The organism is Rathayibacter sp. AY1A4 (genome assembly GCF_002930955.1).
In the GTDB taxonomy this organism is placed as follows: domain Bacteria; phylum Actinomycetota; class Actinomycetes; order Actinomycetales; family Microbacteriaceae; genus Rathayibacter.
On record NZ_PSTN01000040.1, the window covers coordinates 1 to 15,713 of the forward strand.

Consider the following 15,713-nt stretch of genomic DNA (forward strand, 5'->3'; position numbering starts at 1 on the left):
GGTGGCGCCGGCGAGGAGGCCGCGGACGAAGAACCTCTGGAGGGAGAAGAACACGATGAGCGGCACGATGATCGAGATGAACGCGCCGGCCGTGAGCAGCTCCCACGACTGGCCGTAGGAGCCGGTGAGGTCCTGCAGCGCCTTCGTGATCGGCAGCCCCTGTCCGGAGGTGAAGACAGTCGCGACGAGCAGGTCGTTCCAGACCCAGAGGAACTGGAAGATGCCGAAGGAGGCGATGGCGGGGACCGAGAGCGGGAGGACGATGCGGAAGAAGATCTGGCCGTGTCCGGCGCCGTCCACTCGTGCCGCTTCGATGACCTCGCCGGGGATCTCGGAGATGAAGTTGTGGAGCATGAAGATCGCGAGCGGGAGCGCGAAGATCGTGTGCGCGATCCACACCTTCGCGTAGGAGCCGTCCAACCCGTTCACCCCGAGGCCGGGGAGGATGTAGAGCCCTCCGATGCGCAGGCCGTCCGAGAACAGCTGCAGCAGCGGCACGAGCGCCATCTGGATGGGGACGATCTGGAGCGAGAACACGAGGACGAAGAGGGTGTTGCGGCCCTTGAAGTCGATCCAGGCGAACGCGTATGCGGCGAGGCTGGCGATCGTGATCGGGATCAGCGCCGCCGGCAGCGTGATGACGAGCGAGTTCACGAACGCCTTGCCCAGGGTCAGGCTGTCGCCCGAGTTGAGCGCGTTCGCGTAGTTGTCGAGGGTGAAGCCGGGGTTGGCGAAGATCGTCCACCAGCCGGTCGTCTTGATGTCGTTCGCGGGGCGGAACGACGAGATGAACAGGCCGAGGGTGGGGACGGTCCAGATGACGGCGATGATCAGCGCGGCGAGGGTGGCGCCGCGCGACGTCGTCGCCTTCTTGACCTTGCCGCTGGCCGCCTCGATCCTGGACTCGCCGCGGGCGAGCGCGCGCTCGGTGCTGCGGTCGACCGGAACCTGGATCGGAGTGGGCGTGACGCTCATCGGATCTCCCTCTGCTTGGCGAGCTGGCGGGCGTTGTAGACGACGATCGGGAGCACGAGCAGGAACAGGATGACCGCGAGGGCCGCGCTGTAGCCGCTGCGGGCGCCGAGCTGGAACTGGCGGACCATCTCGAACGCGAGGACCGTGGTGTCGGAGCGGCCGCCGGTCATCGCCGAGACGATGTCGAAGACCTTCAGCGACGCGATCGAGATCGTCGTGAGGACGACCACGATCGAGGAGCGGATGCCGGGGACGGTGACGTTCCAGAAGGACTGCCACGCGCTGGTGCCGTCGAGCGAGGCCGCTTCGAGCTGCTCGGAGGGGACGCCCTTGATGGCGGCGGAGAGCACCGTCATGGCGAATCCGGCCTGGGTCCAGATGAGGACGACGACGAGGAACAGCGTGTTCCACGGCTCGAGTCCCAGCCAGTCGACCGGCGGGGCGCCGAAGGCGGTGAGGATGCCGTTCAGGAGGCCGATCTGCTCGCCCTGGCGCACGTCGTAGAAGAACTTGAAGATGATCGACGCGCCGACGAACGAGATCGCCATCGGCATGAAGACCAGCAGCTTGAAGAACTTCTCGCCGCGGCTCTTGTCGATGAAGACCGCGTAGGCGAGACCGATGGCGGTCGCCGTGATGGGGGCCAGGAGCACCCAGACCACCGTGTTGAGGAAGGCGGTGATGCCGTCGGGGCTGGTGAAGACCCAGACGAAGTTGTCGATGCCGGCGAATCCGGAGCCGTCGTTCTTCATGAACGCGTTGATGGCCGTCGTGATCGTCGGGTAGATCAGGCCGATGAGGATGAAGAAGGCGGCCGGTGCCATGAACGCGATGAGCTGGAGTCCGTAGCCCGCGCCTTTGCGGGACCGGAAGTCGAGCAGGAACAGCGCGCCGCCGATGACGGCGGCCACCACCGCGACCCAGAGGACGGAGTTGTAGAGGCCGAAGACCAGCAGGAGGACGACCGGCAGGACGACCGTGACCGCGAGCCGGAGGACCGTGTAGCCGGGGCCGCGGCGGGGCGCGATCTCGACGAAGAAGAGGATGAGCGCCACCACGGCCGCGAAGGCCAGGAGGATGAGCGGGATCTGCGCGAGCGGCGGGATTCCCGCCAGCCACTGGAAGAACCCCGAGATGGTGATGGGGGACATGGACGCCCTTTCGAGTGCGACTCTGGACTCAGGAGGGGCCCGGCCCCGGGATCCGTGGATCCGGGGGCCGGGCCGTCACAGCTGAGCCGCCACTCGGGAGCGGCGGCTCTGCTCCGCTGCTAGGAGGTGTAGCCGGCCTGGATCTCCTCGAGCGCCTGGTCGGTGCTCGTGCCGTCGATCCAGTCGACCATGCCCTTGAAGAAGCTGTCCGAGCCCACTGCCTTCGGCATGAGGTCGGACGCGTCGAAGCGGAACGTGGTGTCCGGGTTCTGGAGGATCGCGATGGAGTCCTTCAGGACGTCGCTGCCCGCGTTGGCCGGGTCGAGACCGGTGTTCGCGGAGATGACGCCGCCGAGGGAGACGCGGCTGTTGGCCCAGTCGGCGCTGGCCAGGTACTCCTGGACCTTCGCGGTGTCCTCGTCGTTCGAGAACGCGGCGACCATCTCGCCACCACCGGTGACGGCCTGGGCGTCGTCGGCCTTGACCGGCGGGGTGAGGAAGGCCCACACGTCGCCGTCCTCGGCCACGTTGGCGCCGGCCGAGGTCAGGAAGCCCTCGAAGAACGAGGCCTGGTGGGTCAGCGCGCAGGTGCCGTTCGCCATGTTCTGGGCGACGTCGCCGAAGGCGGTGGAGTTGATCGACTTCACGTCGCCGTAGCCGGCGTTGACGAGGGTCGGGTCGAGGAGGATCGATCCGACGGACTCGAACGCGGACTTGATGGCCGGGTCGGTGAAGGGGGTGTCGCCCGCGACCCAGGAGTCGTAGACGTCGGGGCCGGCCTCGCGGAGGACGGCGTCCTCGATCCAGTCGGTTCCGGGCCAGCCGGAGGCCTCACCGGAGTTGAAGCCCGCGCACCAGGACGGTCCGCCGGTCTTCTCGGCGATCGTCTTGCCGAGCGCCTCCATCTCGTCCCACGTCGTGGGAACGGAGACGCCCCACTCCTTGAACTTGGCCGGCGAGTACCAGATGTAGCCCTTGACGGACGCCATCAGCGGCGCGCCGTACTGGGTGCCGTCGACCTGGCCGTACTTCTGCCAGTCCTCGGACCAGTTCTGCTTGACGTTGGCGAGGGCGCCCTCGGGGAGCTCCTGCACCTTGCCGGAGGCGACGGTGTCGGCGAGCAGACCCGGCTGCGGGAAGATCGCGAGGTCGGGGGTGTCGCCACCCTGGACCTTGATGCCGATCTGCTTCTCGAACTCCTTGTCGCCCGTGTACTTGATCTCGATGTCGTTCTCCTTCTCCCAGTCCGCCCAGGACTGCTCGAGAAGGGTGGCCTCGTCGCCGTTGATGGTGCCGTAGACGTTGACGACGCCGTCGGCGGTGCCGACCGTGCCGGCCGAGCTGCCGCCGCCGGCGTTCGGGTCGTTGGGGTCACTGCTGCTGGAGCAGCCCGCGAGTGCGATGCCGGCCGCTGCCAGAACGGCGACCGGGACGGTGATACGGCGGTGCAGGGATGACCGCATTCTTCCTCCTCATTGAGTGGTGGAACCAGCCGAGCAGGCCGCTCCTCGCCGATCGGGATCGGGAGGCTGTGGCGGCTCGAAGCGTGTGCCGCGACGACTCGGATGCTGGTGATGGCGATGCCAGGAGGAACTCCGAGCGGATCACCGGATTCGTGTGGGTGGGCTCCCACGGAGGGAAACCTTTCCACAAGAACGATGAAAGCACAACGCCGGTGATAGAGCGCTCTCTGAGATAACGATTCGGCGTCAGAACAGCGATCGCGGCGGCGGGGCCGGGCGGAGATCGATCTCGGCGCGACGCCCGGCCGCCGGGCGGGGTATAACTTCCTGGAACCGTTTCCAGCATCGAGGCCGGACGGTCGGGAGGAACGCCGTGCCAGGCATCGAAGAGGTGGCCGAGCTCGCAGGAGTGTCGAAGGCGACGGTCTCGCGCGCGCTCAGCGGCCGGGGCTACGTCTCCGCGGGGACGAAGCAGCGCGTCGAGCGCGCCGCGACGAGCCTGGGCTACGTCGTCTCCGCCAACGCCTCCAGCCTCGTCACCGGCCGCAGCAACAACATCGCCGTGATCATCCCGATCATCAACCAGTGGTTCTTCGCCGGGATCATCGAGGGCATCGAGCGCGCCCTGCTCGCCGCCGGCTACGACCTGCTCCTCTACAACATCGACAAGCACCTCGACGCCCGCCGGAGCGTGTTCGAGTACTACCTCGTCCGCAAGCGAGTCGACGCGATCGTCGCCGTCACGCTCGAGATCTCGCCGCACGAGACGGAGGCGCTCCTCGCCCTGGGCAAGCCCATCGTCGGCATCGGCGGCGAACTCCCCGGCATCCCCACCTTCAGCATCGACGACGTCGCCGCCTCCCGCCTCGCCACGGAGCACCTGCTCTCCCTCGGCCACGAGCGGGTCGTCCACATCGGCGGGCTCGCGGAGGAGGAGATGGACTTCCACGTCCATACGCAGCGCCGCGACGGCTTCCGCCAGGCGCTCGCGGCCGCCGGCCTCGAGCCGGGCGCGCAGGACATCGTGCCCACCACCTTCGACATCCCCGGCGGGCACAGCGCCGGACGGCAGGTCCTCGGCGACCCGCGGACCCGGCCGACGGCGATCTTCGCCGCCTCCGATGAGATCGCGATCGGGATCATCCTCGCAGCGCGCGAGCTCGGCCTCTCGGTGCCCGAGGACGTCTCCGTCATCGGGATCGACGACCACCCCCTCGCCGAGCTCTTCGGTCTCAGCTCGATCCGCCAGGACCCGCGCCAGCAGGGCGAGCTCGCGGTCGCGCTGGTGCTGGACGCGCTGGCCGCCCTCGGTCGCGGCGAGCCCCCTCCCCCGGCCCGCCACACGCTGATCCCCGCCTCGCTGGTGATCCGCACCAGCACCTCGGCGCCGCGGGGGGCGAGAATCGGAGCATGAGCGACTCCGACACCCCCACTGTCCGCGACGTCCCCGAGCGGTCCCGCTTCGTGATCGAGGTCGGCGGCACCCCGGCCGGCTTCGCCGCGTACACCCGCCAGGGTGACGAGGTGACGCTCACCCACACCGTCGTCGACGACGCGTGGGAGGGCCACGGCCTCGGGAGCATCCTCGCGCGGGCCGCGGTCACCGCGATCACGGAGGCGGGCGGCACGGTCGTCCCGCGCTGCCCCTTCGTCGCGGCCTGGCTGCGCAAGCACCCGGACGTCGACGCCCGGGTCCGCTGGCCCGAGGACTGACTCACTCCGGGGGCGTCCTGCTCCCGATCTCCTGGAGCGCCCAGGTGTTGCCGTCCGGATCGGCGAAGTACGCGTACTGCACGCCGCCCAGGTCCTGGACCTCGCTGATCTCGAGCGAGCGGCCGACGAGCTCCGCGCGAGCGGCGGCGATGTCGTCGACGACGAGGTGGAGGGAGCGGACGACGCCCTCCTCCGGACCGGGGCCCATCCCGCTGCCGACCACGATCGAGCAGGCCGAGCCGGGCGGGGTGAGCTGGACCACGCGCATCGCGGCGGAGGGCCGCACGTCGTGGTCGAGGTGGAAGCCCATCACCTCCGTGTAGAAGGCGACCGCGCGGTCGACGTCGCCGACGGGGAGGGGGACGAGCTCGAGTCGCATCTGCACGCGACCAGTGTGCCGCGCGGCGGAACCGCGCGGGAGGGGTCAGTCGCGCGGACCGACGACGAGGCGCTCGTGCATGATCTCGACGGCGCGCTCGAGGACGCGGCGGTCCTCGGGGGTGAGATCGGCGAAGATCGGCGTCAGCGCGTCGCCGAGGTCGGTCCGCCAGGCGTTCAGCGCGTCCGCGCCGGCGGGAGCCAGGCGGATCTGCCAGGCGCGCGCGTCGAGGGGATCGGCGATCCGGTCGAGCCAGCCGGTCTCGACGAGGTTCTTCACGATCTTGGTCATCGTGGGCTGCGAGACGCGGCTCTGGGAGGCGAGCTCCCCCAGGCGCATCGGGCCCATCGAGAGGAGCACCGAGAGCGTGCGCCAGACGGCCTGCGACTCCTGGTTGCCGGTCGCCTGGGCGGCGAGGCGGGTGATCCGGTGCGTCACCGAGACGAAGTCGCTCAGGAGCTCGCTGAGGGAGACCTCGCTGGGCGGGACGTCGCGGGCGGGGAGCCCGGCGAGCAGATCGTGAGCAGTCACGCTCCGATCCTAGGGGCGCGGGCCTCCGTCGGGCGGGAACGACGAAGGGCGCCGCCTCCGAGGAGACGACGCCCTGCGTCTGCAGGCGTGCCTGCGTCACCCCGACGAGCGACCGGCAGGAGCCGGCACCCGCGACGGGTGAGGGGGATTACTTGACGGTGACGGTCGCGCCGGCGCCCTCGAGCTGAGCCTTGGCCTTCTCGGCGGTCTCCTTGTTGACGGCCTCGAGGACCGCCTTGGGGGCACCGTCGACGAGCGCCTTCGCCTCACCGAGGCCGAGGCTGGTGAGGGCGCGCACCTCCTTGATGACCTGGATCTTCTTCTCGCCGGCGGCCTCGAGCACGACGTCGAACTCGGTCTGCTCCTCGACCTCTTCGGCGGGGGCGGCCGGGCCGGCCACACCGGCGGCGGCGACGGGCGCCGCAGCGGTGACCTCGAAGACCTCTTCGAACTTCTTGACGAACTCCGAGAGCTCGATGAGCGTGAGCTCCTTGAAGGCCTCGATGAGCTCGTCCTGCGTGAGCTTTGCCATGATTTTTCTCCTTGTTTTTCTTTGTCTACGAACCGCGCGCGCACTGCTTCCCGGAAGGGGAAGACGTCAGCTCGCGGACTCCTGCTTCTCGCGCAGCGCCTCGACCGTGCGAACGGCCTTCGAGAGCGGAGCGTTGAACAGATATGCGGCGCCGAACAGCGAGGCCTTGAAGGCGCCGGCGAGCTTGCCGAGCAGAACTTCGCGGGACTCGAGGTCGGCGAGCTTGCCCACCTCTTCTGCGGTCAGCGGGTTACCGTCGAAGTAACCGCCCTTGACCACGAGGAGAGGGTTTGCCTTGGCGAAGGCACGCAGCGACTTCGCGACGGCGACAGGGTCGCCGTGCACGAACGCGATGGCCGAGGGGCCAGCGAGCTCGTCGTCGAAGGACGAGATACCGGCGTTGTTCGCCGCGATCTTGGTCAGCGTGTTCTTCACCACGGCGTAGGTTGCGTGCTCACTGATGTCCTTGCGCAGCGTCTTGAGCTGAGCAACAGTGAGACCGCGGTACTCGGTCAGCAGAACGGCCGTCGAGCTCTGGAACTTCTCCGTGAGTTCGGCAACCGAGGCTTCCTTGTTCGCCATGGCTACTCCTGTGAATTCTCGTGCCGGTAGCCCGAAGGCAGGCAAAGAAAAAAGCTCCGGCACAGGGGCGCGGAGCTTCGGGATCGCGGTGAGGCGGAACTGAACTCGTGCACCTGCGCGGGCAATTCGCTTCGCGAATCCTTCGTCCGGTGGCGATCCGCGGGGCCGGGGCCCTGCTCGTGCGCACACCGGAAACCGGCGGTCTTTGGCTTCGGGAAGCGTACGTCATCGCGGCGCGCGGGCGCAAGTCGAGGAGGAGGGCCCGCGCGCGGGATGCTGGAGGCATGACCGGCCCGACCCCCGACTCCGCCCGCGACGTCGACTCCGCGATCGCCTCGGTGGAGGGCGAGCTCAGCACCCTCTTCAACCGCGTGCGGGCGGCGATGCGCTCCTACGCCGAGCGGCTCCACCCGGAGCTGACGCCGCTGGGCTACAAGACGATCTCGGCGCTCGAGCGCCGCGGACCCGTGCACTCGGGCGTGCTGGCCGAGCTCCTCGAGATGGACAAGTCGGCGCTCAGTCGCCAGATCACGGCGCTCGACCGCCTCGGCTTCCTCGAGCGCACCCCCGACCCGCAGGACGGCCGCGCCACGATCCTCTCGGTGACTCCGGCGACCGCCGCGCGGCTGCGCGAGATCCGCAGCTCGAACCAGGCGCTGATGCACGAGGAGCTGCGCAGCTGGGCGCTCGCCGACGTCGAGCTCTTCGCCTCTCTCCTGCACAGGATCAACGACCTTGACATCTGACGCTTAGCACCCCGTCCGTTCGGGGACAATCGCCGGACGCCGCCCGCTCGACTGCGTAGTTTCGGAGGCGATGGACCAGCACTCCTCCTCTCTCCTCCCCCACGACGTCGACGGCGCGCTCGGCTTCGCGCGCGGTCTGAGCGCCGACGCGCCCCGGCCCGGCACCGGTCGCACCGCCGAGCTGCACGGTCTCCTCGAGCGCCTGGCTCGGCACGACCTCGGCGTCGCGCGCGCGGTGGAGCCGCACCTCGACGCTCTCGCGATCCTCGGCGAGGCGGAGCTCGACCCGTCCGGACTCGGAGTCGCCGCCGACGCCGCCTGGGGGGTCTTCGCGGCCGAGGGCGGCGGGGATCCTCTGGTCGCGCGCGAGAGCGACGGCTACTGGCTGCTCGACGGAGTGAAGCCCTGGTGCTCGCTGGCCGACCGCCTCGACGCCGCCCTCGTCACCGCCCACGTCGGCGACGCCTCCGGCGAGCGCCGCCTCTTCGCGGTGGCGCTGCGCGACGGGACGGCGACGCCGGAGCAGGACGCCTGGCACGCGCGGGGCCTGACGGAGGTGCCCAGCGGACCGGTCCGCTTCTCCGGCACCCGCGCCGTCCCCGTGGGCGACGTCGGCTGGTACCTCTCGCGGCCCGGCTTCGCCTGGGGCGGCATCGGCGTCGCCGCCTGCTGGCACGGCGGAGCCCTCGGAGTCGCGGCGGCCGTCGCGGCGGCGGCAGCCCGACGCGAGGACCCGCACCTCCTGGCCCACCTCGGAGCGATCGACACGGCGCTCTCCGCGTCGCGCCGGGCACTGGACGAGGCCGCCGCGGCGATCGACGCGGGCGAGGCCGACGGCCCCCGCGGCTCGCTGCTCGCCAAGCGCGTGCGGGCGAGCGTCGCCGGAGCGGTCGAGGAGATCCTGCTCCGCGCCGGCCGCGCGCTCGGCCCGGCTCCGCTCGCCCTCGACGCCGAGCACGCCAAGCGCGTCGCCGACCTCGCGCTCTACGTCCGCCAGCACCACGCCGAGCGCGACGACGCCGCTCTCGGCCGCGCCCTGCTCGCCTCGGGCGAGGCGGCCTCCTGGTGAGCCGGCCCTTCGACGGGCGCCTCGAGGGCACTCCTCTCGAGCGCTGGAGCGCGGACGGCCGCCGCGACCGCCTCCCGGAGCTGACCCTGCCCGACGGGATCCGGCGCGTCCTGGTCGTCGTCGCGCACGCCGATGACGAGACCCTCGGCTGCGGCGGCACCATCGCGCTCGCGCGCCGGCGCGGAATCGCGGTCGACGTCGTCGTCGTGACCGACGGAGCCGCGGCCCACGGGGAGCGGGACGCGGACCTCGCTGCCGAGCGCCGGCGGGAGGCCTCGGACGCACTGGCGGAGCTCGGCCCCGGCATCGGGCTCGCCTTCCTCGACGTACCGGACTCGGCGACCCCGGAGCACCACGAGCGCATCGCACGCGAGGTGCGCGAGCGGGCGGCCGGCGCCCCCGGGACCGTCCTGCTCCTCTCCACCTGGACCGGGGACGGGCACCGGGACCACCGTGTGGTCGGCGAGATCTGCGCGGAGGTCGCGCGCGAGCTCGGGCAGCCGCTGCTCGCCGCGCCGATCTGGCTGTGGCACTGGGCGGTCCCGGAGGACCCCGAGGTGCCGTGGGGCGACCTCGTGCGCCTGCCGCTCGATGACGAGCTGCTCGAGCGCACCCGCCGCGCCCGCTCCCGCTACCCCAGCCAGACCCGCCCCGGGCCCGACGGGACCGGTGCGGTGCTCCATCCGCTCTTCCTGCGCACCTTCACCGGGGACGACCGGCTGGTGAGGATCGCATGAGCTACTTCGACGAGCTGTACGCCCGCCACGAGGACCCGTGGGGGTACACGAGCCGCTGGTACGAGCAGCGCAAGCGCGCCCTGACCCTCGCGAGCCTGCCGGAGCAGCGCTACGGCTCGGTGCTGGAGATCGGCGCCTCGATCGGCGTGCTGGCCGAGGCGCTGGCCGACCGGGCCGACCGCCTGCTGGCGATCGACGTGTCGAGCGCCGCCGTCGAGCGCGCCGCCCGCCGCCTCGCTCCGCTCGAGCACGTGCGGGTCGAGCACCACGACATCACCCGCGGCGTGCCGGAGGGTCCGTTCGACCTGGTCGTGCTCTCGGAGGTCGGCTACTACCTCGGCGACGCCCTCCCCGGCGTGCTGCGCGGCATCCGCGACGCCCTCGCCCCCGCGGGGGAGCTCGTCACCGTGCACTGGCGGCATCCGATCGAGGGGCTCGCTCTGGACGGCGACGCCGTGCAGTCCGCCGTGGCGGAGCTGGGCCTGCACCGCCTCGCTCGCCACGAGGAGGAGGACGTCCTGCTCGAGGTCCACGCCCGCGACTCCCGCTCGGTCGCCCGCCGGACGGGGCTGGTGTGAGCCGGCTCGCGCAGGTGCTGGTCGTCGTGCCCGCGCGCGACGAGGAGGAGCGGATCGGCGGCCTGATCGCCTCCGTCCAGGCCAGTGCGACCCACCTCGCCCACCGGGCGCCCGGCATCGGGATGCGCCTCGTGGTCGCCGCGGACGGCTGCTCCGACGCGACCGTCGAGCGGGCCCGTGCCGCCGGCGCCGAGGTGCTGGCGCTCGCCCGCTGCGGAGTCGGCGCCGCCCGCTCCGCCGGGATCGCGCACGCCCTCTCCTCCGTCACCGCTCCGCTCGAGCAGGTGTGGATCGCCAACACCGACGCCGACACCGTGGTCCCCCGCGACTGGCTGGCCGCCCATGTCGAGCACGCCCGACGGCACGACGCGCTGCTCGGCACGGTCCGGCCCGACCCGGCCGACCTCTCCCCCGGCGCCTACTCCCGCTGGCGCGACGTCCGCGCGCGGGAGGAGTCGATCGGCAGCATCCACGGCGCGAACCTCGGCGTCCGCGCGAGCGCGTACCTCGCCGCGGGCGGCTTCGGGCGGGAGCCGCTGCACGAGGACGTCCTGCTCGTCGAGCGGCTGCGCGCCGGCGGCGCCCGGGTCGGAGCGACGGACCGCGGCGAGGTGGTCACCTCCGGCCGCCGCGACAACCGGGTCGAGGGCGGCTACGGCCACTACCTCCACGCTCGCTTCCCGTCCGAGACGTCTCCGGCCTGCGGCTGAATCGGGTACACGCGCACGCGGAACACGATGCGAGGGGTCCCTGTCAATGGTCGGGCCGTGGTTTGTCACGGATTGCGCAGGAGAGTCAAATGGGTGTCGAGCACGACCCGGTGCTCTCCGATGGAAGGGTCACCGCATGAATCCCCGCCTCGTCCTGCTGGCACTGGTCGCCTTCACCGCCTACGTGTTCGGCTCCCGCGCCGGCCGCGGCCGCTACGAAGAGCTGCGCCACCTCGCACTCGGCGTGTGGAACGACCCGGCCACCAAGAAGACCCGCAAGAAGCTCAAGAAGACCTCCAAGCGCGAGGCCAAGCAGCTCACCGCCATCGCGAGCAAGGCCCGCGACAAGGTGCAGCGCCGCCTCCGCTGACCCCCGCTTCCACGACTCACAGGACACCGGCCCGCCGGTGTCTCCGCTCGCATCGGAACGGCCGATCGAGCACGAACTGAAGGAGAAACATCATGGGCATCATCAGCTGGATCATCCTCGGCCTCATCGCCGGGGCGCTCGCCAAGCTCATCCTCCCGGGCAAGCAGGGCGGCGGATGGATCATCACGATCGTCCTCGGCATCGTGGGCGCGCTGCTCGGCGGCTTCCTCAGCACGCTGTTCGGCATCCAGGACGCCGTCAACGGCATCAACATCGTGAGCATCATCGTCTCCGTCGTCGGTGCGATCGTCGTCCTCCTCATCTACGGCGCGATCGTCGGCCGCAAGTCCCGCGCGTAAGTCGCGCTCCCCGAAGGCCCCCGGCATCCGTGCCGGGGGCCTTCGGCGTTCCCGGAGCGGGCGCACCTCTGCTCAGGGGATCCGACTCCTCCTCCGCGGGGAAGCTGGATGCCCGCCGAGCGCGCAAGGGGTTGATGCTGAGAGCCGCAGGCGATGGACTGGAGGCACGACGGCGCGGCTCCACTGCGCCTTCGCCCCGACGAAAGGACGTACTCGCTCATGAGCGACGACACCGCAACGGTCCCCACGATCACCCTGAACAACGGCGTGGAGATCCCGCAGCTGGGCTTCGGCGTGTTCCAGATCGACCCGGCCGAGACCAAGGACGCGACACTGGCGGCCCTCGAGGTCGGCTACCGCCACATCGACACCGCCGAGATGTACGGCAACGAGGCGGGCGTCGGCGAGGCCGTCCGCGCCTCCGGCCTCGACCGCTCCGAGGTCTTCGTGACCAGCAAGCTCAACAACGGCTTCCACGCCCGCGAGGACGCTCTCGCCGCGATCGACGTCACCCTCGGCGAGCTGAAGTTCGACTACGTCGACCTCTTCCTCATCCACTGGCCGCTCCCGAACGTGGGCGACTACCTGGAGACCTGGAAGGCGATGGAGGAGATCTACCGCAGCGGCAAGGCGAAGGCGATCGGCGTCTCCAACTTCCAGACCAACCACCTCAACCGGCTCCGCGCCGAGGCGACCATCGTCCCGGCCGTCAACCAGATCGAGGTGCACCCCTACCTCGTGCAGCAGGAGCTCCGCGCCTACGGCACCGAGCACGGCATCGCGACCGAGGCCTGGTCGCCGATCGCGCAGGGCCTCGTCCTCGACGACGACACCATCACCCGCATCGCGCGCAACGTCGACCGCAGTTCGGCGCAGGTCGTGCTCCGCTGGCACATCCAGCGCGGCGACATCGTCTTCCCGAAGTCGGTCACCCGCAAGCGCGTGGAGGAGAACTTCGCCCTCTTCGACTTCGAGCTCGACGACGAGGCGATGACCGACATCACGGCGCTCGACCGCGGCCACCGCACCGGCCCCGACCCCGACACCTTCAACTACATCCCGAGCTGATCCTCGGCTCCACGGAGCGCGCCCGGCCTGCAGTCGTCCTGCGGACCGGGCGCGCTCGTGCGTGGGGCGGTGGGCCGAGCCGCGCACGAACGGGGCGAGTCTCGATACGACGCTCTGCGGCTACTCGACGGGCACGGTCTCGGGCCGGCCGCACCCCTGCTGATCGAGGAGCGGGCGCAGCCCGCGCATCGAGGTCCACCACCGACGAACAGCGCGGATCCCGATGTGCCGGGCCCGCGGATCAGCCCTGCTGCGAGTCGCGCCAGGAGTGCTCGGGGGCGTAGCCGAGGACCTCGCGGGCGTGGTCGATCGAGAGCAGGGTGCCGGTTGTCCCGAGGTCGCCGCGCAGCTCGACGCCGGGGAACACCTCGGCCACCAGCTCGGCGTTGGGGCGCGTCATCACGGTGTCGGCCGCGGCGATGATGAAGCGGTCGAACCCGGTCGTCTCGGCGAGCAGCGCCTTCTCGACCGCCTGCGCTCCGTCGCGTCCGTCGATGTAGCCCCAGAGGTTCCACTTGCGCAGCAGCGCGTCGGAGTCGAACGACGGGAACTCGGCGTAGTCGGCCTCGTCCATGACGTTCGAGAAGCGCAGGCCCGTGATCTTCAGGTCCGGGTGCCAGCGGCACAGCTCGATCGCCATCTGCTCCTCGAGGTGCTTGGTGAGCGAGTAGACCGACTCAGGGCGCGCCGGGTACTGCTCGTCGACCGGGATATAGGGCGGCGGGACGTCGAAGGGCAGGCCCAGCACGGTCTCGCTGGAGGCGTAGACGACGTTGCGGATGCCGGCACGGATCGCTCCGTGGAACGCGTTGAACGTCGCGATCATGTTGTTGTGGAACGTGGCGACGTCGGGCACGAGGCCCGGCGCGGGGATCGCGGCGAGGTGCACGAGCGCGTCGATGCCCTCGTACTGGTCGTTCACCGACTGCAGCGCGTCCACGACCTGGCCGTAGTCGGCGATGTCGATGCGGACGAAGCCCGCGCCGCGGTCCCCCGCACGGTCCAGATTGAAGACCTCGTGCCCGGAGGCGCGGAGGCGGGTGACGACGTGGCGGCCGAGCTTGCCGGATCCACCGGTGACTGCGATTCTCATGCTCGAACGCTAACGGGCCTGAGCGACGAGGGACGAGGGTTGCGGATCAGCTCCGGGCATGGAGCGAGATCGCGCCGCCGACCTCGGGCGTCGTCTCGTCGGCGACGAGCTCCGTCCAGCGGCGGAGCACGGCGGCGCCGGCCGCGTCGTTCACGGCTCCGTCGACGACGAGGACCGGGTAGGGCTTCTCGGGCACGCCCTCCGCGGGCCGCACGTCGACGTGGGCGACGTCGTAGGCGTGCTCGAACAGCCAGTCGGCCATCGCGTAGTCGCTCCGGGAGTCGCCGACCGTGCGCCAGCGCTGCGGGATCGCGCCCGTCGCTCCGAGCAGCTCCACGGCGCGCTGGGCGCCGAGGTCCTTGCCGAGCCGGTTCGACTCGATGTCGGTCGAGATGACGGTCGGGTCGATGCGGAAGTCGACCGTCCCCTCCTCGTTCGGATACCGGATGCCGCGTCGCTCGACCCCGAGGCCCGCGGCGGTCATGATCTGCAGGGCGTCGGCATCGAAGACGAGCTGGCGCTCGAGGTAGTCCTCGCTCGGCAGGTCGACCAGCTGCTCGGCCGAGACCATGGCGCGCTTGGTCTCGTCGAAGAAGACCAGGTCGTCGTAGTCGGAGCGGATCATCCGCTCGAGGTCGCGGGCCACCGGCTCGGGGATCGCGAGCGACTCGTCGACGATCGGCTCCGAGGTGCCGCGGTAGTCGACGGTGAACCAGACGGCGCCCTTCTCGCAGACGCACACGATGCGGGCCTCGGCCGAGACGCCGCGCTCGAGGAGCGCGGGCAGGACCCGCTCGCGCAGGAACGCGTCGGAGCGGCCCGTGTTGAACACGATCGGGATGCCGGCGTTGGCCAGGGTCACGAGGTCGTCGGCGATCTCGGGGATCGAGATCGTGCGCGTGACGGGGCTCGCGATGGGCCCGTCGACGTCGAGGAGCAGGCCGAGCGGAGGGGGTGTGGAGGTCATCGTGTCCCATTCTGCCGTGCCGGGGCCGCTCGACGCCTCCGTGACCGCCTCCGCGCGGGCGGAGCGGTTCATGAGGCGGGGACGACGAGGGTGCGCTGGGCGGTGGTGCCGTCGGGAGCGAGGACGACGAGGGTGATCAGGGTCTCGGAGTCGCGGCAGTCGGCGGTGACGGCGGCGGAGCCGGACTCCACGAGGTCGACGGGCTCGCCCGCGCTCGCGTCGGTGGTGCCGACGGCCAGGCGGGCGGTGGCGCCTCCGCTCGTCTCCCACGACAGGGCGAGCGGGACGGATGCGGTGCGGTCGCCCTCGCAGTCGACAGAGGCGGGGGTGGAGGCGAAGGAGACGATCACGGGAGGAGCGTCGGATGCGGTGCCCGACTCGGTGTCGGACGGAGCGGCGGAGGCCGTCGGCGCGGGGGCGGCGGCGCCGTCGGCCGCCTCCGCGGAGCCGGGAGCGGCGGACGTCGCCGTAGCGGTCCCGGACGGCGCCGAGGACGGGCCCGCGGACGCCGTGGCTGCGCCGGGCGCTCCCCCGCCGGCGGGCCGGACGAGGAGCACGATCGCGAGGACGACGGCGACGAGTCCGAGGGCGGCGAGGACGATCCCGGTGGTGCGGGCGGAGCGGGACGGCATCGGTCCTCCTGGGACGGGACGGGACGGGACGGGACGGGCGGAAGAGACGGGGTGGGGC

Annotated in this window: 20 protein-coding genes; 10 read left to right on the forward strand and 10 right to left on the reverse strand. The window is 71.0% G+C overall.

Features of this window, described 5'->3' with window-relative positions:
* From C5B92_RS16030 to C5B92_RS16040, 3 genes are all read right to left on the reverse strand, one after another.
* Positions 1–975, reverse strand: a 975-nt coding sequence (locus C5B92_RS16030; protein WP_104268025.1) for a carbohydrate ABC transporter permease, incomplete at its 3' end; no start/stop codon positions are given.
* Positions 972–2,126, reverse strand: coding sequence for a carbohydrate ABC transporter permease (locus C5B92_RS16035; protein ID WP_181028865.1), 1,155 nt, complete (start codon positions 2,124–2,126; stop codon positions 972–974). The genes C5B92_RS16035 and C5B92_RS16030, both read right to left, overlap by 4 nt.
* Positions 2,127–2,245: 119 nt before the next feature.
* Complete coding sequence (locus tag C5B92_RS16040) at positions 2,246–3,589, reverse strand: ABC transporter substrate-binding protein (protein WP_104350573.1); 1,344 nt, start codon at positions 3,587–3,589, stop codon at positions 2,246–2,248.
* A gap of 373 nt (positions 3,590–3,962) precedes the next feature.
* Here C5B92_RS16040 and C5B92_RS16045 point away from each other — a divergent pair, with 373 nt between their 5' ends.
* Positions 3,963–5,003 (forward strand): LacI family DNA-binding transcriptional regulator, encoded by a 1,041-nt coding sequence (locus tag C5B92_RS16045; RefSeq protein ID WP_104224337.1) that lies wholly within the window; start codon positions 3,963–3,965, stop codon positions 5,001–5,003.
* The gene (locus tag C5B92_RS16050) at positions 5,000–5,302 is read left to right on the forward strand and encodes a GNAT family N-acetyltransferase (RefSeq protein WP_104224336.1); all 303 of its coding nucleotides are present in this window, start codon (positions 5,000–5,002) and stop codon (positions 5,300–5,302) included. The genes C5B92_RS16045 and C5B92_RS16050 overlap by 4 nt, the downstream gene beginning before the upstream one ends.
* Before the next feature lies 1 nt (position 5,303).
* Here C5B92_RS16050 and C5B92_RS16055 read toward each other — a convergent pair whose 3' ends face one another.
* The 4 genes from C5B92_RS16055 to rplJ all read right to left on the reverse strand — a co-directional run bounded on the left by C5B92_RS16055 (position 5,304) and on the right by rplJ (position 7,326).
* The gene (locus tag C5B92_RS16055; protein ID WP_181027271.1) at positions 5,304–5,687 is read right to left on the reverse strand and encodes a VOC family protein; all 384 of its coding nucleotides are present in this window, start codon (positions 5,685–5,687) and stop codon (positions 5,304–5,306) included.
* Between the two features lie 39 nt (positions 5,688–5,726).
* Positions 5,727–6,212: a MarR family winged helix-turn-helix transcriptional regulator gene (locus tag C5B92_RS16060; RefSeq protein WP_244229591.1), complete on the reverse strand. Its 486-nt coding sequence runs from the start codon at positions 6,210–6,212 to the stop codon at positions 5,727–5,729.
* Positions 6,213–6,360: 148 nt separating this feature from the next.
* Positions 6,361–6,744 carry a 50S ribosomal protein L7/L12 gene (rplL, locus tag C5B92_RS16065; protein WP_104224335.1) on the reverse strand — a complete coding sequence of 128 codons (384 nt, stop codon included), beginning with the start codon at positions 6,742–6,744 and terminating at the stop codon, positions 6,361–6,363.
* A 66-nt stretch (positions 6,745–6,810) separates the two neighbouring features.
* Entirely contained in the window at positions 6,811–7,326 is a 516-nt protein-coding gene (gene rplJ, locus C5B92_RS16070) for a 50S ribosomal protein L10 (protein WP_055791018.1), read from the reverse strand.
* Between the two features lie 284 nt (positions 7,327–7,610).
* Here rplJ and C5B92_RS16075 point away from each other — a divergent pair, with 284 nt between their 5' ends.
* The 8 genes from C5B92_RS16075 (at position 7,611) to C5B92_RS16105 (ending at position 12,963) form a co-directional block, all read left to right on the forward strand.
* On the forward strand, positions 7,611–8,072 hold the full coding sequence (locus C5B92_RS16075) for a MarR family winged helix-turn-helix transcriptional regulator (protein ID WP_104224334.1): 462 nt from the start codon (positions 7,611–7,613) through the stop codon (positions 8,070–8,072).
* 70 nt (positions 8,073–8,142) lie between these two features.
* Complete coding sequence (locus C5B92_RS17065) at positions 8,143–9,141, forward strand: acyl-CoA/acyl-ACP dehydrogenase (RefSeq protein ID WP_146079370.1); 999 nt, start codon at positions 8,143–8,145, stop codon at positions 9,139–9,141.
* Complete coding sequence (locus C5B92_RS17070; protein ID WP_181028866.1) at positions 9,138–9,878, forward strand: PIG-L deacetylase family protein; 741 nt, start codon at positions 9,138–9,140, stop codon at positions 9,876–9,878. Before C5B92_RS17065 ends, C5B92_RS17070 begins: the two co-directional genes overlap by 4 nt.
* The gene (locus C5B92_RS16085; protein WP_104239432.1) at positions 9,875–10,456 is read left to right on the forward strand and encodes a class I SAM-dependent methyltransferase; all 582 of its coding nucleotides are present in this window, start codon (positions 9,875–9,877) and stop codon (positions 10,454–10,456) included. The genes C5B92_RS17070 and C5B92_RS16085 overlap by 4 nt, the downstream gene beginning before the upstream one ends.
* The gene (locus tag C5B92_RS16090; protein ID WP_104350574.1) at positions 10,453–11,166 is read left to right on the forward strand and encodes a glycosyltransferase family 2 protein; all 714 of its coding nucleotides are present in this window, start codon (positions 10,453–10,455) and stop codon (positions 11,164–11,166) included. The genes C5B92_RS16085 and C5B92_RS16090 overlap by 4 nt, the downstream gene beginning before the upstream one ends.
* A 136-nt stretch (positions 11,167–11,302) precedes the next feature.
* On the forward strand, positions 11,303–11,536 hold the full coding sequence (locus C5B92_RS16095) for a hypothetical protein (RefSeq protein WP_104227476.1): 234 nt from the start codon (positions 11,303–11,305) through the stop codon (positions 11,534–11,536).
* A gap of 92 nt (positions 11,537–11,628) precedes the next feature.
* Positions 11,629–11,895: a GlsB/YeaQ/YmgE family stress response membrane protein gene (locus C5B92_RS16100; protein WP_104224330.1), complete on the forward strand. Its 267-nt coding sequence runs from the start codon at positions 11,629–11,631 to the stop codon at positions 11,893–11,895.
* 219 nt (positions 11,896–12,114) lie between these two features.
* On the forward strand, positions 12,115–12,963 hold the full coding sequence (locus C5B92_RS16105; RefSeq protein ID WP_104350575.1) for an aldo/keto reductase: 849 nt from the start codon (positions 12,115–12,117) through the stop codon (positions 12,961–12,963).
* A gap of 241 nt (positions 12,964–13,204) precedes the next feature.
* Here the strand turns inward: C5B92_RS16105 and C5B92_RS16110 are convergent, their stop codons facing one another.
* The 3 genes from C5B92_RS16110 to C5B92_RS16120 form a co-directional block, all read right to left on the reverse strand.
* A complete protein-coding gene (locus C5B92_RS16110; protein ID WP_104227477.1) occupies positions 13,205–14,056 on the reverse strand; it encodes an NAD(P)-dependent oxidoreductase in 852 nt (283 codons plus the stop codon).
* 46 nt (positions 14,057–14,102) lie between these two features.
* The gene (locus C5B92_RS16115; RefSeq protein ID WP_104234599.1) at positions 14,103–15,023 is read right to left on the reverse strand and encodes a hypothetical protein; all 921 of its coding nucleotides are present in this window, start codon (positions 15,021–15,023) and stop codon (positions 14,103–14,105) included.
* Positions 15,024–15,091: 68 nt separating this feature from the next.
* A complete protein-coding gene (locus tag C5B92_RS16120) occupies positions 15,092–15,655 on the reverse strand; it encodes a hypothetical protein (protein WP_104350576.1) in 564 nt (187 codons plus the stop codon).
* Positions 15,656–15,713: the final 58 nt, after the last annotated feature.